This window comes from Hymenobacter sp. PAMC 26628, assembly GCF_001562275.1.
Taxonomy (GTDB): domain Bacteria; phylum Bacteroidota; class Bacteroidia; order Cytophagales; family Hymenobacteraceae; genus Hymenobacter.
In genome coordinates, this window is record NZ_CP014304.1 from 4,459,178 (window position 1) to 4,482,550 (window position 23,373).

A 23,373-nucleotide genomic window follows, 5' to 3' on the forward strand; every position below is an offset into this window, starting at 1 on the left:
CGCCGGCTGCTCGGTAATTGCCGAACTACTGCCCGGCCTCCCAGGGGCCTCAAACTGCTCGTTCAACTGGGCGCAACCATTAGTGGGCAGCCGGCGAAAAGCCGGCAGCCCGCCCCCCGATTCTTACTTCCAATTAAAAGCCATACCCGGCCCGGATGCCCGTGCCAGTACGCTGGCCCGATTGCAAACCGGTGTAGAAATCGACGCGCAGCACCTTGAAGATGTGCTCGATGCCCGCGCCCAGCTCCACGTAGTGGCCGGCCTGGGCGGTGTGCAAGTAGTTGAGGGAGAACACCTCCTGCCACTTTAGCTGGCGCAGCAGCGGGACTTTGTTGAAGATGAAGCCGTTGAAATGGTGGCTGTAGTGCGCCTCCTGGTAGGCGCTGCGGGTGCTGTACTGGTAATAGTCGAGCAGCTGAAAATCGCTAAAGTTGCCAGTGAGCAGGGTGCGGTTGCCGGAGAAGTGGCGAAAATCGGCGAAGGTGAGGCCCTCCTGCTTACCCACGAAGCCGCCCACGTTCACGCGGTAGGTGCTGGCGCCCAGCAGGCCCAGGTCGATGCGCTGGGCCACGCCGGCTTGCAGCAGCAGGTAGCGTACGTCGGCCCCCAGCACGTGCGGCACGGCCAGGCGCCCCTGCACGCTGAAGGTGGGCCACTTCGAGCCCAGGTTGAATTTGCCATCGGGCCGGTTGATGTAGCGCTGGCCGGGCTTGAAGTCCAGGCCCAGGCCCACCGTGAGGGCCTTGCTTTGGCCGAAGCCGGTGCCGCCGGGGGCCTCTTCGGCCACGGGCTGGTTGGGCGTGAAGGCGCGGTCTTTCACGTCGACAATCAGCCGGTCGGTGGTGTTGAACAGCTCGCGGCGGTCGAAGTAGCTGGCCGAAGTGCGCAGCGTGAGCCCGTTCACGGCCTCGGTGAGGAAAGTAATTTCCGCGCCGTCGCGGCGGTACAGCTTGGCGTAGTTGCGGTTGGCCAGCAGCGTATAAATGGAATTGATGGCCGGCGTGAGCTGCGAGTTGCGGTCGAAATTCTCCACCGTGCGGCCCGCCACGAGGCCAATTTGGCGCGTCACCACCGGGTCGAGCTGCCAGGCCAGGGCCAGGCTGGGGTTGAGCTGCTGGTTGCTGAAACCGTAGCGCAGCACCGGTGCCAGCGACAGGAAGCGCTTGTCGTCGGTGCGGCGCACGTAGGCCACGCGGGCGTTGGCCACCACGCCTTCCACGGTGTTGTACTGCAAAACGTTGGCCACTGGCTCCACCGTGAAGCTGGTCTGCTTGAACGAGTTGCGGTAGGTGTAGCCGCCCACCGCCAGGTTGATGGGCTCGAACTTGTTGCGCTTGCGGTCCATCGAGTCCTGGTAGGGGCGCGAGCGGCGGATGACCTCGGTGCTGTCCTTGGTGCGGTAGTCCTTCTGCTCTTCGGCCGAGAGCGGCACGGGGCGGATTTGGGCCCAGTAGGCGGCGTCGCGCTCGTTCACGCCCTTCTCCACCAGCTGCACTTCGCCCCGGGGCATGCGGGCCAGCGGGTCGGCGCGCAGCGAGTCGCGCTGGGCCCGCTTCACCTGGCGGCGCACCTGGGCCCCCAGGCCCCGCAGGTCGGGCTTCAGCTTGCGGATGTCGGCGGCGGTTTCGCGGGCGGCGGGGGCCCCGGGCGCGGCCGGCGCGGCCACCGGGGCCACGGGCGGCGCGGGGTAGGTGGGCACCACGGCGGCGTAGTTCGACAGCACCGACGTGATGTAGGCCGAGCCCTTGAAGCCCAGGCCCGAGAGGTTGGCCCGCAGCTCCTGCGACTGCATCACCCACACGTTGGGGTTGCCGGGGGCGGGCGCGAAGATTTGCCCGATGTGCAGGCCGTCCACGTAGTCGAGCTGGGCCTCCTTGCCCAGGTTCAAATCCACGGAGTGCAGGCGCCACAAGCCGTCCACGATGTATACGAAGCCGCTGAACACAGGGTCGGTGCGGCGGCGCGGGGTGACGCGGATTTTGTGCACCAAAGACCCGTCGGCCTGCCGGGTGCTGCCCACCAGCTCGTACTGGTAGAACAGCATGGCGCTGGCCGCAATCGGCGACACGAACCCGCGCTCCGAAAAGCCCGACTTTATCAGGTTGTCGTAGAAATTGAGGCCCCGGCCCGCGCTGGCCCGGTTGAAGCTGATGCCGCGCGAGTCGCCACTCACGCGGCTCGACAACATCCTTTCCTTGACGATGTTGGGCTGGGTGAAGGCAATGTCGGACAGGCTCTCGGAGAGGTAGAAAATGCCTGTCTTGATGTCGGGGCCCAGCTTGAAGACGCCCATGATTTTGCCCGGCGTTTCGAGGATGCGGCCCAGGCTTTTGCTGTAGAGGCGGGCCCGGAAGGCGGCCACCTCGCGCCGGTGGTAGGGCCGCCACTGCTGCGCCTGCTGGATGATGGCGTAGGCCGGGTCGCGGTCGGAGGAGCGCACCGTGACCTCGCCCAGGCTGTAGGCCTCGGGGGCCAGCTGCACGTTCAGCACGGTGGTGGAGTCGCCGCCGGGCACCCGTACCGGCTCGATGCGCGGCCGGAAGCCCACGTACTGGAACACCAGCTCGTAGCGCCCGGCAGGCAGGCGCAGGGCGTACTGGCCCTGGTCGTTGGCGCCGGTGCTGGTGGCGTCGCCGCGCACCGACACGTTGGCGAAGGCCAGCCCGGCCCCGTCGGCCCCGCGGATGGTGCCCTTCACGGTGCCCGCCCGGGCCCCCAGGGCCCCCAGCAGCAACCACCCCCACCACCAACTGCGCGCAAAAACCAACCTCATAAACAAGCAAAAAACCGAGTGAGCGGAAACCGTCCCAAAGTACGTTGATTCGCTGCGGCGCCCAAGGGTTGCCGGGGCCCGGCAACCAATACCTTTGCCGCTCTCCTACTCTCTTATTATACGCTGCGTTATGAAAATCCGCACCGGCTTCGGCTACGACGTTCACCAGTTGCGCGAGGGCCTGCCCTTCTGGCTCGGCGGCATCCAGGTGCCCCACACCCACGGGGCCCTGGGCCACTCCGACGCCGACGTGCTCATCCACGTCATCTGCGACGCCCTGCTGGGGGCGGCCAATTTGCGCGACATCGGCTTCCACTTCCCCGACACCGACCCGCAGTACAAGGGCATCGACAGCAAGCGCTTGCTGAGCGAAGTGCTGCGCTTGCTGCGCGAAAAAGGCTACGAAGTGGGCAACATCGACTCGACCGTGTGCCTGGAGCAGCCCAAGGTGAACCCCCACATCCCGGAGATGCGCCGCGTGCTGGCCGCCGTCATGGGCATTGCCGAAGACGACGTGTCCATCAAGGCCACCACCACCGAAAAGCTCGGCTTCGTGGGCCGGCAGGAAGGCGTGGCCGCCTACGCCACCGTGCTGATTTACAAGTTTATCTAGCCCGGTTTCTTGGCAAGTTTTTGGCAAAAAGAACGTCATGCAGAGCGCAGCGAAGCATCTTTCCCGCGTCGCTAATCCACTCGATTGGGTTTACTGACGCGGGAAAGATGCTTCGCTGCGCTCTGCATGACGGTCAAAGTACCGACCACTCTCCCCCCTCCTAATGCTGAAAAAACTCCTGTTGCCGGCGCTGCTGGCCCTGGCGACGGCCGCGCCGGCGGGGGCCCAAGGCAAGGTCAAAACCAAGACCAAGCCTGGCGTGATGCCCACCCTGGGAGCCCCACCCGCCAACCTGGTGGACTGGAGCCTGCGCTACGCCGACCTCGTAACAGCCGACCGCCTGCGCACCCACTTGAGCGTGCTGGCCTCGGACGAGTACGAAGGCCGCGAAACCGGGCAGAAAGGCCAGCACCTGGCGGCCACCTACGTAGCCGCGCAGTTTCAGGCTGCCGGCCTGGCTGGCCCGGGGCCCGACGCGGGGGGCCCCTACCTTCAGAAATTCCAGCTCGAAAGCGTGGCCTGGGCCCCGGGCGCCACGTTGCAAGTGGGCAGTGCCCGCTACCAGTGGCCGAACGATTTTTACGGCCGCGGCTCGGCGGGCTTCGACCTGGAAACGACAGTGCAGCCCGTGTTCGTGGGCTACGGCATCGAGCAGGCCGGCTATTCTGATTACGAAGGGCTGGACGTGGCCGGCAAGGACGTGCTGATTTTGCAGGGCGAGCCCACCACGGCCAGCGGCAAGCCTCTGCTCGCGCCCCCCGACGGCAGCGCCACCCGCTGGGGCCGCGACGACCGCGCCAAGCTGGCCGCCGCCCTGGCCAAGGGCGTGCGCAGCATTTTCTTCGTCGATTTTCGGCCCAACGGCAACTTCGAGAAGACGGCCGCCCGCATCGCGCCCGCCCTGGCCCAGCCTACCCTGGCGCTGGCCAGCACGGGCCCCCAGCGCCCGCCGGTGTTCTACCTAGCGCCGGCCGTGGGCTACAAACTACTGAGCACCAACGCCGCCGCGGTAGCCAAGTACCTGGCCCAAACCGCCGCCAAGGGCCAGCCGCTGGCCGCGCCCTTCCGGCCCGGGGCCCTAAAAATTAGGGCCCCCAAAACGCGCACGTCCATCGGCACCGAAAACGCGCTGGGCTTCGTGGAAGGCACCGACAAGAAGGACGAAATCCTGGTCGTGTCGGCCCATCACGACCACCTGGGCGTTATCGACGGCAAGGTGTACAACGGGGCCGACGACGACGGCTCGGGCACGTCGGCCCTCATCAACCTGGCCGAGGCTTTTGCCCAGGCCAAAAAGGACGGGCACGGGCCCCGGCGCAGCATCCTGTTCCTCAGCGTGACGGGCGAGGAAGAGGGCCTGTTCGGCTCGGAGTACTACGCGGCGCACCCGGTGTTCCCGCTCGCCAGCACCGTGGCCGACCTCAACGTGGACATGATTGGCCGCACCGACCCCGCCCACGAGGGCAAGCCCGACTATGTATACGTCATCGGTTCCGACAAGCTGGCCTCGCAGCTGAAGGTGGTGGTGGAAGCTGAGAACCAGCAGTACACGCGCCTAGCCCTCGACTACAAGTACGACGACCCAGCCGACCCCAACCGCTTCTACTACCGCTCCGACCACTACAACTTCGCGGCGCACGGCGTACCGGTGGCGTTTTTCTTCAACGGCGTGCACGCTGATTACCACCAGGAAACGGACGAAATCGCCAAGATTCAGTTCGACAAAATGGAGGCGCGCGCCCGGCTCGTGTTCCACACCGCCTGGGCCCTGGCCAACCGCGACGTGCGTATTTTGGTTGACTCAAACAAGCCTTAATCCCTTTTTTCTTTTCCCAAATCCATGCGCAACACGCTCATTATGACGCTGGCCGGGGCCCTATTGGGCACGGCGGTGCTGGCCCAGCAGGGCCCCCACGGCAAGGTAAAAATCAAGTCGAAGCCCGGGCGCACCGCGGCGGCGCCCGCCCCCGCGGCCGCGCCGGCCCCGCCCACCGATTGGTCGGTGCCCTACGCCGCCAGCATCACCCCCGACGGCCTGCGCAAAGACCTGAGCGTGCTGGCCTCGGACGAGTACGAGGGCCGCGAAACCGGCACCAAGGGCCAGCGCATGGCCGCCGATTACATTAGCAAGCGCTTCACGGCCCTGGGCCTGGCGGGCCCCGTGCAGGGCTCGGACAACGCCTACATCCAGCACTTCACGCTGGAAAGCCGGAGCTGGGGCGATGGTATCAGCCTGAAGGTGGGCAAACAGGCTTTCCAATGGGGCAAAGATTTCTACTCGGCTTCCGGCGACTCGCCCTTCCCAACCGAAACGGAGTTGCAATTCGTGTTCGCGGGCTACGGCCTGGATTTGCCAAATTACTCCGATTATACTGGCCTCGACGTGACCGGTAAGGACGTCATTGTGTTGGCCGGTGAGCCACTGGACGCCCAAGGCAAATCCTTACTCGGCACCGATGGCAAGTCCGTGAAGCTTACGGGCCCTGGCAATATGGTGACGGCCGCTACCAAACACGGGGCCCGTAGCATCTTGATTCTGGACACGAATGCTGATGACTTTGCCACCACCCTCGAGCGCGTGGCGTCCTACATCAAGCAGCCGCGCCTGGTAGCGGCCGGCCAAACGGCCCCGAAGCGTACAGCGGCCTTCAGACTGGGACCCGCCGCGTCCTACGCCTTGCTGCACACCAACGGAGCCACGCTGAAGAAGTACGAAGCCGCCACCACTGCGGCCGGCAAGCCGGTGAAAGCGTCCTTCAAACCTACTAAAACCACTCTCGCCGCCCCGCGCAAGGTAGAACCGCTCGCGACCGAAAACGTGCTGGGCTACCTCGAAGGCGGCGATAAGAAGGACGAGCTGGTGGTGATGTCGGCCCACTACGACCACCTGGGCGTGAAGGACGGCAAGGTATTCAATGGGGCTGACGACGACGGCTCGGGCACGGTGAGCGTGCTCTCGTTTGCTGATGCCTTTGTGCAGGCCAAGAAGGACGGGCACGGGCCCCGGCGCAGCATTTTATTCCTGGCCAACACGGGCGAGGAAGAGGGCCTGCTCGGCTCGCAGTACTACACCGACCACCCCGTGTTTCCGCTCGAAAGCACCGTGGCCGACGTGAACATCGACATGGTGGGCCGCGTGGACCCCGAGCACGAGGGCAAGGGCGACTACGTGTACATCGTGGGGGCCGACAAGCTCTCGTCGGAGCTGAACGCCGTGAGCGAGGCCACGAACCAGAAGTACAACCCCATCGCGCTGGATTACAAGTACAACGACCCCAACGACCCCGAGCACATCTACTACCGCTCGGACCATTACAACTTTGCCAAGCACAAGATTCCGGTGGCCTTCTACACCAGCGGCCTGCACGCCGACTACCACAAGGAAACCGACGAGGTGGACAAAATTAACTTCCCGGCCATGGCCCGCCGCGACCAGCTCATCTTCCACACCGCCTGGGAGCTGGCCAACCGCGACAACCGCCCGGTGGTGGATTCCAACAAACCGTAGCCAGTTTTAAAGTAGCTTTATGCAGGGCGCGGCCAAACCGCGCCCTGCTTTTTTTGTCCCGCCCGCGCCATGATCAAGTCCCAGCAATTTCAGGTCGACGCCGAAACCAAAGCCTTCGACCGCGAGCACCGCCGCAAAATCCGGTTCAACATCGGCAAGTACGACGCGGCCGTGGCCCTGGGCATGAACCACTTCCAGGACCACGAGCTGGCCCGCGACCGGGGCGCCTACCTAAAGGCGCAGGTGTTGGAGACGCTTGATGAGCACTTGCTGGCCTTCGAGGCGGCCTTTACGGCGCGCGGGGGCCGGGTTGTCTGGGCCCGCGACGCGGCCGAGGCCCTGGCCGAAATTGGCCGGCTGGCCGACGCCCGCGGGGCCCGCACCGTGGTGAAAGCCAAGAGCATGACCACGGAGGAAATCCACGTCAACCAGTACCTGGCGGGCAAGGGCATCGAGTCGGTGGAAACCGATTTGGGCGAGTACATCGTGCAGCTCAACGGCGAACGGCCCTACCACATCGTGACGCCCGCCATGCACCTGAGCAAGGCCGACATCAACGACATTTTCGTGAAGCACCTGGGCACCGAGAGCACCGACGATGCCCAGCAGCTCGTGCTCACGGCCCGCCACCTGCTGCGCGACAAGTACACGGCGGCCGAAATTGGCATCACCGGCGGCAACTTCCTGGTGGTCAAGGAAGGCGGCGTGGCCGTGACCGAGAACGAGGGCAACGCCCGCCTGTCGGCCACGTTCCCGAAGCTGCACATTGCCGTGGTGGGCATCGAGAAAGTCATTCCGCAGCTCACCGACCTCGACCTGTTTTGGCCGCTGCTGAGCACCAGCGGCACCGGCCAGCAGGTGACCGTGTACAATACGGTGTACTTCGGGCCCCGCCAGCCCGGCGAGCCCGACGGCCCCGAGGAGATGGTCGTGATTCTGCTCGACAACGGCCGCACCAACCTGCTGGCCCAGCCCGACAAGCGGGCCGCGCTGCGCTGCATTCGCTGCGGGGCCTGCCTGAACGTGTGCCCGGTGTACAAAAACATCGGCGGCCACACCTACGAAACCACCTACTCGGGGCCCATCGGCTCAGTCATCAGCCCGCACCTGAGCGGCCTGCCCGAACACATGCACCTGAGCTACGCCAGCAGCCTGTGCGGGGCCTGCACCAGCGTGTGCCCAGTGCGCATCCCGCTGCACAACCTACTGCTGCTCAACCGCCAGCAGGCCGTGCGCGAGGGCCACGCCCCGGCCGCTGAGCGCGCCGCCATCGGCCTCTGGCGCTGGAGCATGCAGCACCGCTGGGCCCTGAACGTGCTGCCCGGGGCCCTAAAAGACTGGAGCCTGGGCCGCCTGCTCGACCAAGTGGGCTGGAGCAAGCGCCGCGCCGCCCTGGCCGCCGCGCCCCAATCGTTCGGGGAGTTGTGGAAGGCGCGCACTTCTCATTAGTATTGTCTAAGATGGCAGCGTTTTGAGCGGTGCATTCGTTAGAGGCTGCCATGAGTTTAGAAAATTTACTGCATCCAGCCCTGCGCCTGCTAGCGGGCGCCGCCGGGACGGTGCAGGTCGTCATTACGCTGTCGGCGGCGGTGCGCTCGTTTGTGCTGCCCCGCAGCGAATCGGTGCGGCTGAACAACCACATTTTCTCCGCCATTCGCCTGTTTTTCGACTTCGCCGCCAGCCGTGCCAATAATTACGCCCGGCGCGACCGAATCATGGCCCACTACGCGCCCGTGGCCCTGGTGGCGCTGCCCATCGCGTGGCTGACCCTGGTGTGTCTGGGCTACACCGCCATCTACTGGGCCTTGGGCCTCGACTCGTGGCTGAAGTGCTACGAGTTGAGCGGCAGCTCGCTGCTCACGCTGGGCACCACGAGTGAGAACGGCTTACTCATCAACATCTTCAACTACTCCGAAGCCACGCTGGGGCTGCTGCTGCTCACGCTACTGCTCTCGTACCTGCCCACGCTCTACCAAGCGTTTTCGCGGCGCGAGGTAACGGTGTCACGCCTAGAGCTGCGCGCCGGCACGCCCGCCACCTCCACCCACCTTATCGACTGGCTAAATTCCAGCGGCTCACTGGCCGACGACGACCTTCAATGGGCCGAGTGGGAGCAGTGGTTCGTGGAAATAGAGGAAAGCCACACTTCGCTGCCCATCCTCAGCTTTTTCCGCTCGCCACAGCCGGGCCGCTCCTGGGTGATGACGGCGGGGCTGATTCTGGACACGGCCAACCTGATATTCTCGGCCCTTGATGTGCCCCACACCCGCCAGATGGAGCTGACCTTCAAGGCCGGCTCCCTGGCGATGAACCGGGTGTACCGCTTTTTTGACGTCAAAGCCGTCGCTGTTCCTTCAGCCGAGCTGCCTGGCCCCGAGCCCGGCACTGACCCCGCACACTCCGAGTTTTCCCAGGCCCTCAACGATTTGGCGGCCCTCGGTGTGTCCTTGTGCCCGGACCGGGCCACCGCCTGGGCCCAGTTCCAGGAGCGGCGCAAGCGCTACGCACCGGCCCTGAATTATTTGGCCGAACTCACGATGTCGCCCGAAACCCGGTCTTTATAGGGCCCCAGCGAGCACGCTAGCCCTCGTCGTCGGGCAGGATGTTGACGTCCTGCACCAGCACCATTTTCTCGATTTCGCGGCCCCGCTTGGTGTTGGCCAGGCCCCCAAGGGCGGTTTCCTTGTAGCGCGTTTCCATGCTCTGGCCCACCTCACCAAGGGCTGCCACGCACTGGTCAACGGGAATCACGGGGTCGATGCCGGCAATGGCAATCTGGGCCGACGAAAAGGCGATGGCCGCCGCTGAGGCGTTGCGCACCACGCAGGGCACTTCCACCAGGCCCGCCACGGGGTCGCACACCAGCCCGAGCATGCACTGGATGGTGACGGCCACCGCCGCAAACACCTGCTCGACAGGGCCCCCGAGGCAGTACACGATGGCCCCGCTGCCCATGGCCGCCGCCGAGCCAGTTTCGGCCTGGCAGCCGCCCACGGCCCCGGCCAGCGAGGCGTTTTGCTCGATGATGAGGGCGATGCCGGCCGCCACCAGCAGCCCTTCCAGGATTTGGCGGTCGGAGAGTTTGTGGATGTCCTGGATGGTGACGAGCACGCCCGGCAAGATGCCCGACGCCCCCGCCGTGGGCGCGGCCACCACCCGGCCCATGCACGAGTTCACCTCCTTGGCTCCCAACGCCCGCGTAATCAGCTGCTTGAACTCGGGCGAGAGCACGGTGACGGGCGAGGCAGCAATTTTCTTCGCCCCGTTGTTGATCATGCCCGAGCGCGAGGTCATGTCGCCGGTGAGGCCCTCGTGCACGGCGTCGCGCATCACGTCGTAGGCCCGCTGCAGGCCCGCCCAGATTTCGTCCTCTGTGCGGCCCTTCTGCTCGATTTCGTAGTCGAGCACCGGCTGGTGCAGTGGCGCGCCCGTGGCGGCGCAATGCGCTTGCCAGGAGGCAAAATCGGTGAACAAGAGCGACATGGCGGGTGGGAAAAGCGCGGGAGGAAGAAACAAAACCCCGGCCAGCACGAAGCCAAGCCGGGGCCTAAAAGTACGGTCGGGGGCCCCGAAACCTACGCGGCCGAAGGCAGCGGCGCGTTTTCCGTCACCAGCTTGATGCTGGCTGAATTGATGCACAGGCGCAAGCCGCTGGGCGCGGGCCCATCGGGGAACACGTGGCCTTGGTGGGCGTCGCACACGTTGCAGAGCACCTCCACGCGCACCATGCCGTAGCTGCTGTCTTTGTGGTAGCGAATAGCATCTTCCTCAACAGGTTGGGTGAAGCTCGGCCAGCCCGTGCCGCTCTCGAACTTGGTGCGCGAATCGTAGAGCGGGGTGCCGCAGCACACGCAGGCGTAGAGGCCAGCCTCGTGGGCTTCGCAGTACTCGCCGGTGAAGGCGCGCTCGGTGCCGTGCTCGCGCGTGACGTGGTACTGCTCGGCAGTGAGCTGGGCGCGCCACTCGGCGGCGGTTTTCTCGACGCGGCGGGGGGGCGCGGGGGCCCCGTGGTTGGCCAGGCGGATGACGTCGTTCCAGGTTTGCATATGGGATGGTTTTGGCGTTGAAGCAAAGGAAAGTATCGCGTACAAAACGCAATTTTTCGCCGGGAAGTTTATTCCTACCCTTCTTGGGGCCCTACAGCCATTTGCGAAGCAGCGCCAATCCCCCGGGCCAATCGCCGTGGCCACTGTCGGCGTTGACGTGGCCCGCCGGGCCCAGGCCCACCAACTCGCTGCCCCACGCCGTAGCAAACTGCTGGGCCCGGGCCGCGCTCATCCATTCGTCGTTGCTGCTGGCCACCACCGTGCTCGCAAACGGCAGCCGCTGCAAGGGGATAGGGGCAAAGCCCGTGGTTGGAAACGCGGCGAAGCGGGTAGTTTCTACGTCGCTGGGGGCCACCAGCAGGGCCCCGCGAATGGCTTGCCCGTGCTGCGCCGCCCAGTGCGCCACCGTGGCGCAGCCCAGGCTGTGGGCCACCAGCACCACCCGGCTCAGGTCTTCGCCGGCCAGGGCTTGCGCCACCGTATTCACCCACTCGGCGCGGTCCGGCGTGTCCCAGTCGCGCTGCTCGATGCGAATGAATTCGGGGTGGAGGCGCTCGAAGTACGTTTGCCAGTGGCGGGGCCCCGAATTGCCGAGGCCGGGCAAGATGAAGACGCGGGCAGGTTTTTGCATCACCAAAAGTAGCCTCGGCAGTTTTTCACGCGTTAATAGCCGCATGAAAATCCTCACCGCCGCCCAAACCCGCCAGCTCGACCAGGCCACCATGCAAGCGCAGGGCATCACGTCCGTTGAACTGATGGAGCGCGCCGCTGGGGCCCTGGCCGGGTGGCTCACGCAGCGTTACACCCACGCCCGGGCCGGCGAAATCCTGGTGCTGTGCGGCCCCGGCAACAACGGCGGCGACGGCCTGGCCCTGGCCCGCCTGCTGCACGCGGCGGGCTACGCGGTGCACGTGGCCCTGCTGCCCGCCGCGCAGCACTCGGCCGACTGGCAGCATAACCGCCAGCACCTGCCCAGCGGCGTGCCGGTGGCCGAGCTGGCCACCAATGCGCTGCCGGCCATCGCGCCCGGGGCCCTGGTTATTGACGCGCTGTTTGGCACCGGCTTGGCGCGCCCACTGGGTGGGCTGGAGGCGACCGTGGTGGCGCACCTCACCCAAGCCAAGGCCTGCGTGGTGGCCGTGGACCTGCCCAGCGGCCTGCTGGCCGACGGGCCCCAGCCCGACCCCGGGGCCCCGGTGGTGCGCGCTGACTACACCCTCAGCTTCGGGCTGCCCAAGCTGGCGTTTTTGCTGCCCCAGAACGCCGAGTACGTAGGCGAGTGGCACGTGCTGGACATCGGGCTGGACCAGGATTTCATCGACCAGGCCGATACGCCCTGGCACTTCACCCAGTTGCGCGACGCCGAAGTGGCCCTGCCGCGCCGCGGCAAGTTCGGCTACAAAAACACCTTCGGCCACGCGCTGCTGCTGGCGGGCAGCCGGGGCAAGATGGGCGCGGCGGTGCTGAGCGCGGGCGCCTGCCTGCGCGGCGGCGTGGGCCTGCTCACGGCGCACCTCCCCGGCGGGGGCTACGACATTTTCCAAACCACCCGCCCCGAGGCCATGTGCCTAACGGACGCGCAAGCCGATTTCATCAGCGGACTGCCCGACCTGGGGCCCTACCAGGCCGTGGGCATCGGCCCTGGGCTGGGGCAGGAAGCCGCCACCCGCGCTGTGCTGGAGCAGCTGCTGCGGACGGCTAAAGTGCCGCTCATCATCGACGCCGACGCGCTGAACCTGCTGGGCGCGCACCGCGAGTTGCTGGACTTGCTGCCCGAAAACACGGTACTCACGCCCCACATCGGCGAGTTCACGCGCCTCACCGAGAAGGCCCGCGACGATTACCACCGCCTCGATTTGCTGCGCGCCTTCACCCAAAAATACCGCTGCGTAGTGGTGCTTAAGGGCGCCTACACCGCCGTGGGGGCCCCCGACGGCCAGGTGTACCTCAACAGCACCGGCAACCCCGGCATGGGCACCGGCGGCAGCGGCGATGTGCTGACGGGCCTCGTGCTAGCCCTGCGCGCCGACCAGCGCCTGGGGCCCCTGCACGCCGCCCGCCTCGCCGTGCTGGCCCACGGCCATGCCGGCGACCTGGCCGCCGCCGAAACCGGCGAGGCCGGCCTCATCGCCGGCGACCTAGTGGCGCACATCGGGCCGGCCTTGCAGGCGCTGACGGTTTGAGCGGGGCTTGGGCCCGGGCCCTGAATTTTTATTGTGCGCCGGCGGTGATATTTTCCCAAAGACCGGATTAATAACCAACCCATCTTCCGTGCCCGCTATGAACCTGCCCGAAGTTTTGCCCGATGCCCCGGTCGTAGCCACTGGCCTGCGGGAACCGCTGCTAGCCGACCGCACCCGCGCCCTGACCCGGCTTTACCAGCACACGTTTCCGGCGGTGCGGCGGCACGTACTGCGGCGCGGAGGCACCGACCAAGACGCCCAAGACGTGTTCCACGACGCCCTGGTTGTTTTTTACGAAAAGGTGGTGGGCGAAGCCCTGGACCTGACCGCCGCGCCCGGCACCTATTTGGTAGCGGTGTGCCGCAACCTGTGGCTGCGCGAGCTGGACCGCCGCGCCCGCCACCCGCGCGCCGACCTAACCGCGGCCCAGCACCGCCCCGCCGAAGAAGCCGGGCCGGCCGCGGAAGAAGCCACCGAGCCGCTGCCCGTGCTGGCCTACGTGGAGCAGCTGAGCGAGAAATGCCGCAGCATTTTGCTGGCCTTCTACTATTTCCGGCAGCCGTTGGCGCAAATCGCAGCGGCCCACGAATACGGCAGCGTGCGGTCGGCCACGGTGCAGAAGTTCAAGTGCCTGGAGCGCCTGCGCAACGCGGTGCGCGCCGCCTTACCCCGCTGACACCATGCGCGCCGAACTCGAACACCTGCGCTGCATCGAGCAGCACCTGCTGGGGGGCCCTGGCCCGGCCCGGCCCGCCCCCGGCCCCGCCCTGGAAGCCGACGCCGAGGCCCAGCGCCAAGCGTACGGGGCCCTGTACATGGCCGGGCAGCGGCAGTTGCGCCGCGAGCTGGCCGCCATTCACCAAACGCTGTACAGTCCCCGGGTGGGGCGGTGGGCGTGGACGGCCGCTGCGGCGGGCCTGCGCTTGGTCTTTGCGCGCTGGGGCCGTCGCACGCAGTCTTAGGCGGCTATTTTTCCTGATTTTCACCCTGGGCCGTTGCGGCCGGGGCCCCACGGCTGGGGCCCTGGGTGGCCGTTGCGCGCCCATTTTCTTCCTTTTAGATGCGCAATCAAACAGAATTCCGAAAATTTGCCGTGCACGGCCGCGGCGTCAACGGGTTATTTTTCGACCAATACTTCCGGCACTTGGCCGGCACGGGGCCCCGCGCCATCACGGGCATGACGCGCTCGGTGATTGAGGAGCGCCCCACGCGCTTCGCCGAAATCGACGTGTTTTCGCGCCTGATCATGGACCGCATCATCTTCCTGGGCCAAGCCGTGGACGACAACATTGCCAACATCATCAACGCCCAATTGCTGTTTCTGGAATCGGCCGATGCACGCAAAGACATTCTGCTCTACATCAATTCACCGGGCGGCTCGGTGTACGCGGGCTTCGGCATGTACGACACCATGCAGTACGTGACGCCCGACGTGGCCACGATTTGCACCGGGCTGGCGGCCAGCATGGGAGCATTTTTGCTGTGCGGCGGCGCCATCGGCAAACGCTCGGCCCTGCCCCACGCCCGCGTCATGATTCACCAGCCCTCGGGCGGGGTGCAGGGGCCCTCGGCCGACATAGAAATTACGGCCCGCGAGGTGGTCAAACTCCGGCAGGAACTCTACGGCATCTACGCCGAGCGCACCGGCAAAACCTACCAGCAAATCCACGACGACTCCGACCGTGACTATTGGCTGCGCGCCGACGAAGCCAAGGAATACGGCCTCATCGACGAAGTATTGACGCGCAAGCCGGCTGATTAACTACTTGCACTTCAGCGGAGACGCCGTTCAAAAGATGAAATACGCTGCGGCTTGCACCAGCAGTAAACCGTCGGTGAGAAGGGCGAAGAAATAGTCGCCGCGTGACTCATCGGCCGTGGCGATGACGGCGGCAGCCAGCAGGCCGGGCAGCAGCACGGCCAGTGGGGCCGCGCCGCGCCACAGGCCCAGGGCCATGGCGCCGGCCAGCAGCGCCAGCGCCAGCCACCGGGCCCCTGGCACCCCCAGCACGCCCGGAAACGTGCGGGTGCCCGCCGCCCGGTCGCGCCCATAGTCGCGGATGTCGAACACGATGGCCAGGGCCAGCACTAGCAAAAACCGCTGGTCGAGCAAGCCTTGGGCCTCGGCCCAGGGCCGGTGCAGGGCCAGCACGGGCAGCCCCACCGTGATGAGCGACCACACGCCGGCGATGAGGAACACCTTCAGCAGCGGCACGTCGCGTAGGGCCCGGGGCCGGCCGCGCCACCGCCCCAGCGGCCACGAGTACAGCAGTGCCAGCGCCGCCAGCGGCACCAGCAGCGGCAAATAGTGCCACCAGCCGTCGGCAAAAAACAAGTAGGCGCCGCCCAGCGCGGCGGCAACGGCTAGCGCGGCCAGGGCCCCCCGGTGCCGCTGCTGCCAAGCCTTACGGCCCGAGGCGCCGGCCGGCTCGCGGTGCTTGAAGGGCAGCACGGCGTCGAGGTTGTACACGAGCAGGGTGGCGGCGAATACCAGCGCCACCACGCGCCCGCCCGGGGCCCCGGGCGCGGGCCACAGCCGCAGGGTAGCCGCCGTTTGGGCGGCGGCAGCCGCGGCCAGCCACGCGCTGCTGTAGAGCACGGCATCGAGCAGGCGCAGGGGCAACGGGCGGCGGACCATGGGCGCAAAGAACGGCCCCGAAGCAAGCTACTGCTCGCCCCGGGGCCGTCGAATATGCGTGAGCAGGCGGCGCGCTTAGCGCTTGCCGTCGCCGTAGGTGTCTTCGTAAAGCTTGATACTGGCGTTGATGATGCGGTAGGCATCTTCGCGGCCCAGAAACTGCTTTACTTCTACGTGCTTCTTTTCCAAGGCTTTGTAATCTTCGAAAAAGCGCTGCATCTCCAGCATGAGGTAGGGCGGCAGGTCGCCGAGCTCGTTGTAGTGGTTCACCGATACGTCGTGGGCGGCCACGGCAATAATCTTGTCATCCTCCTCGTCTTGGTCCAGCATCTGCATCACGCCGATGACCTTGGCCTCCACAACGCACATATGCGGAATGTCCACCGAGCACAGCACCAGGATGTCGAGTGGGTCGTGGTCGTCGCAGTACGTCTGTGGGATGAAACCGTAAGCGGCGGGGTAGTGAACGGCTGAGAACAGCACCCGGTCGAGCTTAAGCAAGCCGCTTTCTTTATCGAGTTCGTACTTGCCCTTGCTGCCTTTGGGAATTTCAATGATGGATTGCACTGTGTGCGGGAGGTTGTCGCCGCGCGACACGTCGTGCCAGGGGTTAAAGTGGGAGGTCATTCAGGGATGGGGAAATAGGGAAATCAAAAAAGGTAGTGGGGGCCCGGCGGATGCAGAAAATACCAAAAGCGCCCGGCCCCGTTGCCGGAACGGGGCTCCAAGTTACTGGGCCCCGGCCGAATGTGCCTACAACGAATAAACACGCCCCGGGTTGGTTAGGGCTTACCCCTGGGGCCCCGGCCTTAGCGGCCCAGCACCTCGCGCAGCGGCGTGCCGGTGCACCCGCTGGGCTCCTGGATGTGCAGCCACTGCGCTACGGTGGGGGCTATGTCGATAATTTTTACCGGCGCGGCCGACTCGCCGTGCTTCACGCCCCAGCCCCAAAACAGCAGCGGCACGTGGGTGTCGTAGGCCCAGGAAGCGCCGTGCGTAGTACCCTTCACCACGGGAAAGCCGTAGGCTTCGAGCCACCCTGGCTCCAGTGTAGCCAGCACATCGCCCGAACGCGGGGCGTAGAAGCCGTTTTCCTGGTACATGCCGGTGCCCTCGCTCCAGTGCCCGCGCTGGAGGTCGGTGGCGGTGATGGCCTGCGCCACGTGGGGCAGGCGCAGCAGCAGCTCGGCCATCTCGCCCTGCACCTTGGCCAAGTCCAGGCCCTTCTGAGCCAATAGCGGGCGGTTGAGGTACACCTGCTGGTTTTCGTAGTCGAGCACCCAGGCACCGGGGCCGTGGCGGCGCACCAGGGCCCGCTGCAGCGAGTCGCGCATGACGTTGGGGCCCACGCCGCCTCCGGGCAGGCGGTGGTCCTGCAAAAAGCCGGGCGACTGGTCGGCGGCGTGGTCGGCGGTGAGGAACACCAGCACCTGGTCTTTGCCCACCGCTTTGTCGAGGTAGTCCAGCACGCGGGCCAGGTCTTGGTCGAGGCGCAGGTAGGTGTCCTCCGTTTCCACGGCCGCGGTGCCAAACTGGTGGCCCACGTAATCGGTGCTGCTGAAGCTCAGGGCCAGGAAATCGGTTTGGCCACGCTGGCCCATTTGCTCGGCCCGGATGGTTTCAATGGCAAAGTCGGCCGTGAGCGAGTTACCAAACGGCGTGGAGCGGATCAGGTCCAGGTTTTGGGGCGTGGCCTTGGGCGCGGTTTCGCCGGTGGCCTTCAGCGTGGCGCTCACCACGGCCGGTAGCCCGGCGCTGAGCCGGGGCAGGTCGTGCGGAAACACCGGCCGCTCCTCGCCCTTGAATGCGCCCTCCCAGGGCTCGTCGTCGGGCGTGCTTTCAGTGTACTGGGCCAGCGGCAGCAGCGTATTCCAGGGCTTACTGAGGTACTCGGCGGCGTGCCCGGCGGCGTTGAACTTGTTCACCCACGCAGGCAGCGCCTTGGTATAGAAGGTACTGCTGATGAAGGCCCCGTTGGTGCCATCGTACCAGTAGGCGGCGCTGGCCGCGTGCCCGGCCGGCAGAATACTGCCCCGGTCTTTGATGCACACCCCAATGGTTTTGCTCTGGAAATTGGTGGCCAGCCGCAGCTCGTCGGTAATGGTGGTGGTGAGCAAGTGGCGCGGGCTCTGCTGCCCGGCCGCCGCCGAGCCGCCCACCGCCTGCACGGTCTTGTCTTCGGTTACGTAGGTGCTTTTGCCGTCTTCGCGCACGTACCAGTTGTTGCCCACAATGCCGTGGTTGGCGGGCGTCGTGCCCGTGTACACGCTGCTGTGGCCGGGGCCCGTGTAGGTGGGCACGTAGTTGTAGTGGCAGCTGGCGTAGCTGAAGCCCTGCCCCAGCAGGCGCCGGAAGCCGCCGCTGCCAAACTTCTCCCAGTAGCGGTAGAGGTAGTCGTAGCGCATCTGATCCACCACGATGCCCACCACGAGCTTGGGGCGGGGCACGGGCACCGGGCCGGACCGATGGGCGAAGACAGGGCCCGCCAGCAACGCGGCAGCCAAGAACAAGGCGGAGGCAATATTTTTTTTCAAGGGCAGGGGCAATAGCACCACCGCGGCGCCAGAAGGGGCAAAGGTACTGCCCGGTTTTTGGCCTCGTCCAGCCCCCCGCTGTTAAGTTTCGTAGACGTTTTGCCTTTTGGGGCCCTACCTTCTACTCAAGCACTTTCCCGTTGCAGCCCGCCCTCATCTTCGACATGGACGGCGTTATCGTCGATAACACCGCTTACCAAGCCCGCGCTTTCCAACTGCTGTTCCGCGACCTGGGCCTGGCCACCAACGCCCGCACTTTGCTGAAACGCCTGAACGGGATGCCCGCCACCGACATCCTCGCGTCGGTTTTCAGCCACCCCGTGCCTGCCAAGCAGCTCAAAGAGTACGCTGCCCAGCGCGAGTTGCTCTACCGCACCCTGTACTGGGGCAAGCGCCGCGCCACGGCTGGCCTCACCACGTTCCTGCAAGCCGCCCGCACCGCCGGCCACCCCATCGGCCTGGGCACCGGCTCCGGGGGCCCCACGCTAAGCTACATTCTCGACCACTTGAAGTTGCGACAATACTTCGACGCGGTGGTGGGCGAGGATGACGTCAGCAAAGGCAAACCCCACCCCGATACTTTCGCCGTAGTGGCCCGCAAACTGGGCGCGGCGCCCGCCAATTGCGTGGTGTTTGAAGATGCCGTGCTGGGCGAGCAAGCTGCTTACCGGGCCGGTATGCGCTGCGTGGCCGTCACGTCGTCGCTGCCTGCCAAGGCTTTTCAGGCCCCGTTGTTGGCCATCAAAGATTTCACCGGCCTCACCCCTGCCGGGTTGCTGGCCGCCTGGCAGGCGCAGCCGGTAGGGCCCCGGCCGCACCGCCGCTAGCCAAGGGCGTTAGGCTTGCGCCCAGCCCGGGGTCACCAAGGCCCGCAGCATTTCTGGGGCCGTCGAGTACTCGCCCAAATCCAGCGGCAGGAAGTGTAACCAGAAACGCCCCGGAGCCGCCGCCACAGCAGTAAACACGTACCCGGGCTCTTGCCGCAGGTTCACGCGCACGCCGGCGTAGGCATCCACTAGCCAAATGGCCGTCGCCGAAAAATTATATAGGGCATCGGCCCACAGCGCGTAGCGCCCCGGGGCCAGGCCGGCCACGCTCAGCGCTACCGTGGTCGAATTTGTGAGTTGAGCCAACGGCAAGGCATAGGCCACAGCTCCCGAGCGGACCGACAGCCGCAGGGCCCCCGCCGTGGTTTCGGCTTCGCCCTCGAAGCGAATCAGTGTGCCCGACGATAAGCCATCGGGCCCGTGCAACGTCAGGTGTAGCTGTGGGCGGAAATCATCGGGCTCGATGCGAGCCTGCTGTGCAACATAGTCGTTGGCCACAAAGCGGGGCATGTGCGCCTTAGCACCAGAAATCACCTCAAAAAACTGGTTCTGCATGATCCAAATAGGATTTGCCCGCACCGGACGGGACTTGGCGAAAAAAGAATGGGCCCCTAGTTCTCCTCTTAACTGGATTCGAACGGATGAGAGGTAGAGGCTGCGACCATTGGGTAAAGGCCTTTGGACAGCAGTAGGTGAATTTTTTTGCTAAAATATACATTTTTTGGCATTTTGCCATCTCTAAACACGCATTTCTTGGGCAAATACAATAATAGTTCTTCCCAAAAGACAACCTTCGAATTAGTCTATTCGACCGAAGGGTTAGCGTAAGCAGAATTTTCTCCGGTAACGTAGAAGCCTTGTAACGATACCGGGCGCACTGCCTGACTCCGCGACAGCACTTAACCCGGGTAGTGGCGGCCCTAAACGCAAAAAGCCCCGGAACCAATGGGTTCCGGGGCTTTTTGACTACGAATTTCTTTTTTAACCAGCTGACAAGGCTTCGGCGCCGCCCACGATTTCGAGAATCTCAGTCGTGATGGCTGCCTGACGTGTCCGGTTGTAAGTCAGTTTCAACGACTTCAGCAGTTCGCCGGCGTTCTCAGTAGCCTTGTCCATGGCCGTCATCCGGGCCCCGTGCTCCGAAGCGTTGCTCTCCAGCACTGCTTTGTAGAGCTGGATTTTCAGCGACTGCGGAATGAGCGTTTGCACAATCTCTTCCTTACTGGGCTCGAAAATGTAGTCCACGTTGCTGGTGGCCGCGGCGGTTGCGGGCGCCTCGGCAGGTACTAGTGGCAACAGCTGCTCGGTGCGTACCACTTGCGTGGCCACGTTCCGGAACTCGTTGAACACCATCACTACTTCGTCGTACAGGCCGTCGCGGAAGCCAGCCATCGCCTGCTCAGCCGCCACGCGCACCGTGTCGAACGAAAGCTGGGCGAACACGTGCGTATAATTGCCTACCAGCGGGCCGCGGCGAGCAAAGTAATCGTTGGCTTTCTTGCCAATGGCCATCACCGAAATGTTGGCTGCTGGCAGGTTTGCGTAGCGCTGGGCCACCAAAGCAGCCACCCCTTTGAACACGTTGGAGTTAAACGCCCCCGCCAAGCCCCGGTCCGACGTTATGGCAATGACTAATACCTTGCGCACTTCGCGCACCATGCCGTAGTCGCTCACTATATCGTCGTCGGTCGCTCGGGTTAGGTTGGCCAGAATAGCGTTCAGGCGCTGGGCGTAGGGCCGCATGCGCACGATGTTATCCTGGGCACGACGTAGTTTGGCCGCCGCCACCATTTTCATGGCTTTGGTGATTTGCTGCGTGCTGCTCACCGACTGAATGCGGCTACGAACTTCTTTTAAACTGGCCATTAATCCTTATTTGATATATCCAGTAGCGGTAGTACACTCACCGTTCAACGCGTGCCAGAAGTCGTTGAATCCATGCGCAAAACCGTCCCGGTGAGCCAATGCACTTAGCACCGACATCATCAGAACAACCCGCCAAAACGAGTTGCCTGATTTTGAGTGTTTAACGATTGATACCCTATTCATGCGGGCACTTGTGAAACGCAATTCTCGAATTACTTCGCAGCGTAGCGCGACGATACGTCCTTAGCTACTTCGCGCATGGCCTTAATACCTGCATCTTCGAGCTTGCCAGCTTTCAGGGCCTTCAGCACGTCGGGGTAGCGCGAGTTCATCGTTTGGGTGTACTCTTTCTCGAACTCCCGCACCTTGTTCACGGGCACGTTATCGAGCAACCCATTGGTAGCCGCGTAGATGATTGCCACCTGGTCTTCCACTTTCACCGGCGAGAACTGCGGCTGTTTGAGGATTTCCAGGTTGCGGCGGCCGCGCTCAATTGTGAGCTTGGTCGAGGCGTCAAGGTCTGAGCCGAACTTGGCGAAAGCTTCCAACTCGCGGAACTGGGCTTGGTCAAGTTTCAGCGTGCCCGACACCTTCTTCATCGACTTGATCTGGGCGTTGCCACCTACGCGGCTCACCGAGATGCCCACGTTGATGGCCGGCCGCACCCCGGAGTTGAAGAGGTTGGTTTCGAGGAAGATCTGGCCGTCCGTAATCGAGATTACGTTGGTCGGGATGTACGCCGATACGTCGCCGGCCTGCGTCTCAATCAGCGGCAGCGCCGTCAGCGAGCCACCGCCCTTCACGATGCCTTTGAGGCTCTCGGGCAGGTCGTTCATGTCGCGGGCAATGCTATCCGAGGCGTTGATTTTAGCGGCCCGCTCCAGCAAGCGGCTGTGCAGGTAAAACACGTCGCCGGGGTAAGCCTCGCGTCCGGGAGGACGGCGGAGCAACAGCGACACTTCACGATAAGCAACGGCTTGCTTCGACAAGTCGTCGTACACCACCAGGGCCGGGCGGCCCGTGTCGCGGAAGAATTCGCCGATGGCAGCGCCGGTGAAGGGCGCGTAGAATTGCAGCGGCGCGGGGTCAGCGGCCGAAGCCGATACTACCACGGTGTAGTCCATGGCGCCGCCCTTGGTCAGGGCGTTTACTACCTGGGCTACCGTCGAGGCCTTCTGGCCCACGGCCACGTAAATGCAGAACACGGGCTCGCCGCGCTCAAAGAATTCACGCTGGTTGATAATCGTGTCGATGGCCACGGCCGACTTGCCGGTCTGGCGGTCACCGATAATCAGCTCGCGCTGGCCCCGGCCAATCGGAATCATGGCGTCGATGCTCTTGATGCCAGTTTGGAGCGGCTCGGTTACGGGCTGACGGAAGATAACGCCTGGCGCTTTGCGCTCCAGCGGCATTTCGTACAGTTGGCCCTGGATGGGACCCCGGCCATCGATGGGCTGGCCGAGGGTGTTCACCACGCGGCCCACAATGCCTTCGCCTACCTTAATAGAGGCAATTTTATTGGTGCGGCGTACAGTGGCCCCCTCGCGGATTTCGCTGTAGTCGCCGAGCATTACGGCACCGACGTTATCTTCTTCTAGGTTCAGCACAAGGGCCTGGAGGCCGTTTTCGAACTCCAGCAATTCGCCCGACTGCGCTTTGGTCAGCCCGTAGATGCGGGCCACGCCGTCGCCCACCTGCAACACGGTGCCGACTTCTTCCAGCTCGGCTTCGGACTTGAAATTGGACAGCTGCTCCCGCAGGATTGCGGATACTTCGTCCGGACGTATTTCTGCCATGATGCTGATTTACAGTTTATTTTGATATGAATTTTCTTGCAGAGCGGTGCGCATCTTCCGCAGGCTGGAACGAACGGATTCGTCAAGCTGCACGTCGCCCACCCGCAGCACGAAACCGCCAATCAGCGCCGGGTCTACTTTTTCGGCTAGCTCCACGTCGGCGTGGCCAGACTGGCGCGTCACCTCGGCACGCATCTGCTCGCGCAGAGCGGGCGTGAGGGGCACGGCCGAAACAACTTCGGCCGTTTGGATGCCGCGCAATATGTTGTACTGCACCTTAAACTCCGCAGCAACGCTTTCTAGCGCGCTTTCGCGGTTCTTCTGGGTAAGGATGGTAAAGAAGCGCATGGTCATGTCCGACACTTTGCCTTTGAACAGCGCGGTGAGGATGGCCAACTTCTTGTCGTGCTTCACGATGGGGTTGTGCAACAGCAGGCGCAATTCGCGGCTGCCGCTCACTACTTGGTCTAGCAGGTCCATGTCCTGCTTTACCAGTTCCAGCGTGCCTTGCTCCTGTCCCAAGTCGAGGAGCGACTTGGCGTAGCGGGACGCTACTCGTTGGTCAGCCATGTGGTTTTAGTTGTCGGTT

Annotated in this window: 21 protein-coding genes; 10 read left to right on the plus strand and 11 right to left on the minus strand. The window is 64.5% G+C overall.

Going from position 1 to position 23,373, the window contains the following annotated elements; genetic code table 11:
- Window positions 1-133 precede the first annotated feature (133 nt).
- Window positions 134-2,773, minus strand: a complete 2,640-nt coding sequence (locus AXW84_RS19290; RefSeq protein WP_071892330.1) for a DUF5686 and carboxypeptidase regulatory-like domain-containing protein — start codon at window positions 2,771-2,773, stop codon at window positions 134-136.
- A gap of 130 nt (window positions 2,774-2,903) precedes the next feature.
- On the opposite strand from AXW84_RS19290, the gene ispF reads away from it, so the two are divergent.
- The 5 genes from ispF (at window position 2,904) to AXW84_RS19315 (ending at window position 9,458) form a co-directional block, all read left to right on the plus strand.
- Window positions 2,904-3,386, plus strand: a complete 483-nt coding sequence (gene ispF / locus AXW84_RS19295; RefSeq protein ID WP_068237065.1) for a 2-C-methyl-D-erythritol 2,4-cyclodiphosphate synthase — start codon at window positions 2,904-2,906, stop codon at window positions 3,384-3,386.
- A 163-nt stretch (window positions 3,387-3,549) separates the two neighbouring features.
- Entirely contained in the window at window positions 3,550-5,202 is a 1,653-nt protein-coding gene (locus AXW84_RS19300; RefSeq protein ID WP_068237068.1) for a M28 family peptidase, read from the plus strand.
- A gap of 24 nt (window positions 5,203-5,226) precedes the next feature.
- Window positions 5,227-6,894: a M28 family peptidase gene (locus tag AXW84_RS19305; RefSeq protein ID WP_157887130.1), complete on the plus strand. Its 1,668-nt coding sequence runs from the start codon at window positions 5,227-5,229 to the stop codon at window positions 6,892-6,894.
- A gap of 69 nt (window positions 6,895-6,963) precedes the next feature.
- Window positions 6,964-8,343: a lactate utilization protein B gene (locus AXW84_RS19310; protein ID WP_068237071.1), complete on the plus strand. Its 1,380-nt coding sequence runs from the start codon at window positions 6,964-6,966 to the stop codon at window positions 8,341-8,343.
- A 50-nt stretch (window positions 8,344-8,393) separates the two neighbouring features.
- A complete protein-coding gene (locus AXW84_RS19315) occupies window positions 8,394-9,458 on the plus strand; it encodes a hypothetical protein (RefSeq protein ID WP_068237074.1) in 1,065 nt (354 codons plus the stop codon).
- A gap of 16 nt (window positions 9,459-9,474) precedes the next feature.
- On the opposite strand, the gene sdaAA is transcribed toward AXW84_RS19315, so the two are convergent.
- The 3 genes from sdaAA to AXW84_RS19330 all read right to left on the minus strand — a co-directional run bounded on the left by sdaAA (window position 9,475) and on the right by AXW84_RS19330 (window position 11,571).
- Complete coding sequence (sdaAA, locus tag AXW84_RS19320; RefSeq protein ID WP_068237079.1) at window positions 9,475-10,377, minus strand: L-serine ammonia-lyase, iron-sulfur-dependent, subunit alpha; 903 nt, start codon at window positions 10,375-10,377, stop codon at window positions 9,475-9,477.
- A gap of 92 nt (window positions 10,378-10,469) precedes the next feature.
- The gene (gene msrB, locus AXW84_RS19325; protein ID WP_068237082.1) at window positions 10,470-10,940 is read right to left on the minus strand and encodes a peptide-methionine (R)-S-oxide reductase MsrB; all 471 of its coding nucleotides are present in this window, start codon (window positions 10,938-10,940) and stop codon (window positions 10,470-10,472) included.
- 91 nt (window positions 10,941-11,031) lie between these two features.
- On the minus strand, window positions 11,032-11,571 hold the full coding sequence (locus AXW84_RS19330; RefSeq protein WP_068237087.1) for an RBBP9/YdeN family alpha/beta hydrolase: 540 nt from the start codon (window positions 11,569-11,571) through the stop codon (window positions 11,032-11,034).
- Between the two features lie 43 nt (window positions 11,572-11,614).
- Here AXW84_RS19330 and AXW84_RS19335 point away from each other — a divergent pair, with 43 nt between their 5' ends.
- From AXW84_RS19335 to AXW84_RS19350, 4 genes are all read left to right on the plus strand, one after another.
- Window positions 11,615-13,123, plus strand: coding sequence for a bifunctional ADP-dependent NAD(P)H-hydrate dehydratase/NAD(P)H-hydrate epimerase (locus AXW84_RS19335; RefSeq protein WP_068237090.1), 1,509 nt, complete (start codon window positions 11,615-11,617; stop codon window positions 13,121-13,123).
- A 97-nt stretch (window positions 13,124-13,220) separates the two neighbouring features.
- Window positions 13,221-13,799, plus strand: a complete 579-nt coding sequence (locus AXW84_RS19340; RefSeq protein WP_068237095.1) for an RNA polymerase sigma factor — start codon at window positions 13,221-13,223, stop codon at window positions 13,797-13,799.
- Between the two features lie 4 nt (window positions 13,800-13,803).
- A complete protein-coding gene (locus AXW84_RS19345) occupies window positions 13,804-14,085 on the plus strand; it encodes a hypothetical protein (protein ID WP_068237098.1) in 282 nt (93 codons plus the stop codon).
- A gap of 98 nt (window positions 14,086-14,183) precedes the next feature.
- Entirely contained in the window at window positions 14,184-14,885 is a 702-nt protein-coding gene (locus AXW84_RS19350; RefSeq protein ID WP_068237103.1) for a ClpP family protease, read from the plus strand.
- 27 nt (window positions 14,886-14,912) lie between these two features.
- Here the strand turns inward: AXW84_RS19350 and AXW84_RS19355 are convergent, their stop codons facing one another.
- The 3 genes from AXW84_RS19355 to pafA all read right to left on the minus strand — a co-directional run bounded on the left by AXW84_RS19355 (window position 14,913) and on the right by pafA (window position 18,295).
- Window positions 14,913-15,761 carry a hypothetical protein gene (locus AXW84_RS19355; RefSeq protein ID WP_068237105.1) on the minus strand — a complete coding sequence of 283 codons (849 nt, stop codon included), beginning with the start codon at window positions 15,759-15,761 and terminating at the stop codon, window positions 14,913-14,915.
- A 75-nt stretch (window positions 15,762-15,836) separates the two neighbouring features.
- The gene (locus AXW84_RS19360; protein WP_068237107.1) at window positions 15,837-16,388 is read right to left on the minus strand and encodes an inorganic diphosphatase; all 552 of its coding nucleotides are present in this window, start codon (window positions 16,386-16,388) and stop codon (window positions 15,837-15,839) included.
- A gap of 182 nt (window positions 16,389-16,570) precedes the next feature.
- Window positions 16,571-18,295, minus strand: a complete 1,725-nt coding sequence (gene pafA / locus AXW84_RS19365) for an alkaline phosphatase PafA (protein WP_071892931.1) — start codon at window positions 18,293-18,295, stop codon at window positions 16,571-16,573.
- 140 nt (window positions 18,296-18,435) lie between these two features.
- Between pafA and AXW84_RS19370 the strand changes: the two genes are divergently transcribed.
- On the plus strand, window positions 18,436-19,122 hold the full coding sequence (locus tag AXW84_RS19370; RefSeq protein ID WP_068237115.1) for an HAD family hydrolase: 687 nt from the start codon (window positions 18,436-18,438) through the stop codon (window positions 19,120-19,122).
- 9 nt (window positions 19,123-19,131) lie between these two features.
- Here AXW84_RS19370 and AXW84_RS19375 read toward each other — a convergent pair whose 3' ends face one another.
- From AXW84_RS19375 to atpH, 4 genes are all read right to left on the minus strand, one after another.
- Window positions 19,132-19,677 carry a hypothetical protein gene (locus tag AXW84_RS19375; RefSeq protein ID WP_068237121.1) on the minus strand — a complete coding sequence of 182 codons (546 nt, stop codon included), beginning with the start codon at window positions 19,675-19,677 and terminating at the stop codon, window positions 19,132-19,134.
- A 426-nt stretch (window positions 19,678-20,103) separates the two neighbouring features.
- Window positions 20,104-20,988 (minus strand): ATP synthase F1 subunit gamma, encoded by an 885-nt coding sequence (gene atpG, locus AXW84_RS19380; protein WP_068237126.1) that lies wholly within the window; start codon window positions 20,986-20,988, stop codon window positions 20,104-20,106.
- A gap of 212 nt (window positions 20,989-21,200) precedes the next feature.
- Entirely contained in the window at window positions 21,201-22,784 is a 1,584-nt protein-coding gene (gene atpA, locus AXW84_RS19385; protein ID WP_068237129.1) for a F0F1 ATP synthase subunit alpha, read from the minus strand.
- 9 nt (window positions 22,785-22,793) lie between these two features.
- Complete coding sequence (gene atpH, locus AXW84_RS19390) at window positions 22,794-23,354, minus strand: ATP synthase F1 subunit delta (protein WP_068237134.1); 561 nt, start codon at window positions 23,352-23,354, stop codon at window positions 22,794-22,796.
- Window positions 23,355-23,373: the final 19 nt, after the last annotated feature.

Bases quoted from the DNA above. Each gene is read 5' to 3' on its own strand.
- AXW84_RS19335 (WP_068237090.1), top strand. From the start codon at position 11,615: ATGAAAATCCTCACCGCCGCCCAAACCCGCCAGCTCGACCAGGCCACC.
- AXW84_RS19330 (WP_068237087.1), bottom strand. From the start codon at position 11,571: ATGCAAAAACCTGCCCGCGTCTTCATCTTGCCCGGCCTCGGCAATTCG.
- ispF (WP_068237065.1), top strand. From the start codon at position 2,904: ATGAAAATCCGCACCGGCTTCGGCTACGACGTTCACCAGTTGCGCGAG.
- AXW84_RS19355 (WP_068237105.1), bottom strand. From the start codon at position 15,761: ATGGTCCGCCGCCCGTTGCCCCTGCGCCTGCTCGATGCCGTGCTCTAC.
- sdaAA (WP_068237079.1), bottom strand. From the start codon at position 10,377: ATGTCGCTCTTGTTCACCGATTTTGCCTCCTGGCAAGCGCATTGCGCC.
- AXW84_RS19340 (WP_068237095.1), top strand. From the start codon at position 13,221: ATGAACCTGCCCGAAGTTTTGCCCGATGCCCCGGTCGTAGCCACTGGC.
- AXW84_RS19310 (WP_068237071.1), top strand. From the start codon at position 6,964: ATGATCAAGTCCCAGCAATTTCAGGTCGACGCCGAAACCAAAGCCTTC.
- AXW84_RS19290 (WP_071892330.1), bottom strand. From the start codon at position 2,773: ATGAGGTTGGTTTTTGCGCGCAGTTGGTGGTGGGGGTGGTTGCTGCTG.
- AXW84_RS19300 (WP_068237068.1), top strand. From the start codon at position 3,550: ATGCTGAAAAAACTCCTGTTGCCGGCGCTGCTGGCCCTGGCGACGGCC.
- msrB (WP_068237082.1), bottom strand. From the start codon at position 10,940: ATGCAAACCTGGAACGACGTCATCCGCCTGGCCAACCACGGGGCCCCC.
- atpG (WP_068237126.1), bottom strand. From the start codon at position 20,988: ATGGCCAGTTTAAAAGAAGTTCGTAGCCGCATTCAGTCGGTGAGCAGC.
- AXW84_RS19350 (WP_068237103.1), top strand. From the start codon at position 14,184: ATGCGCAATCAAACAGAATTCCGAAAATTTGCCGTGCACGGCCGCGGC.
- AXW84_RS19305 (WP_157887130.1), top strand. From the start codon at position 5,227: ATGCGCAACACGCTCATTATGACGCTGGCCGGGGCCCTATTGGGCACG.
- AXW84_RS19345 (WP_068237098.1), top strand. From the start codon at position 13,804: ATGCGCGCCGAACTCGAACACCTGCGCTGCATCGAGCAGCACCTGCTG.
- atpA (WP_068237129.1), bottom strand. From the start codon at position 22,784: ATGGCAGAAATACGTCCGGACGAAGTATCCGCAATCCTGCGGGAGCAG.
- AXW84_RS19360 (WP_068237107.1), bottom strand. From the start codon at position 16,388: ATGACCTCCCACTTTAACCCCTGGCACGACGTGTCGCGCGGCGACAAC.
- AXW84_RS19375 (WP_068237121.1), bottom strand. From the start codon at position 19,677: ATGCAGAACCAGTTTTTTGAGGTGATTTCTGGTGCTAAGGCGCACATG.
- atpH (WP_068237134.1), bottom strand. From the start codon at position 23,354: ATGGCTGACCAACGAGTAGCGTCCCGCTACGCCAAGTCGCTCCTCGAC.
- AXW84_RS19315 (WP_068237074.1), top strand. From the start codon at position 8,394: ATGAGTTTAGAAAATTTACTGCATCCAGCCCTGCGCCTGCTAGCGGGC.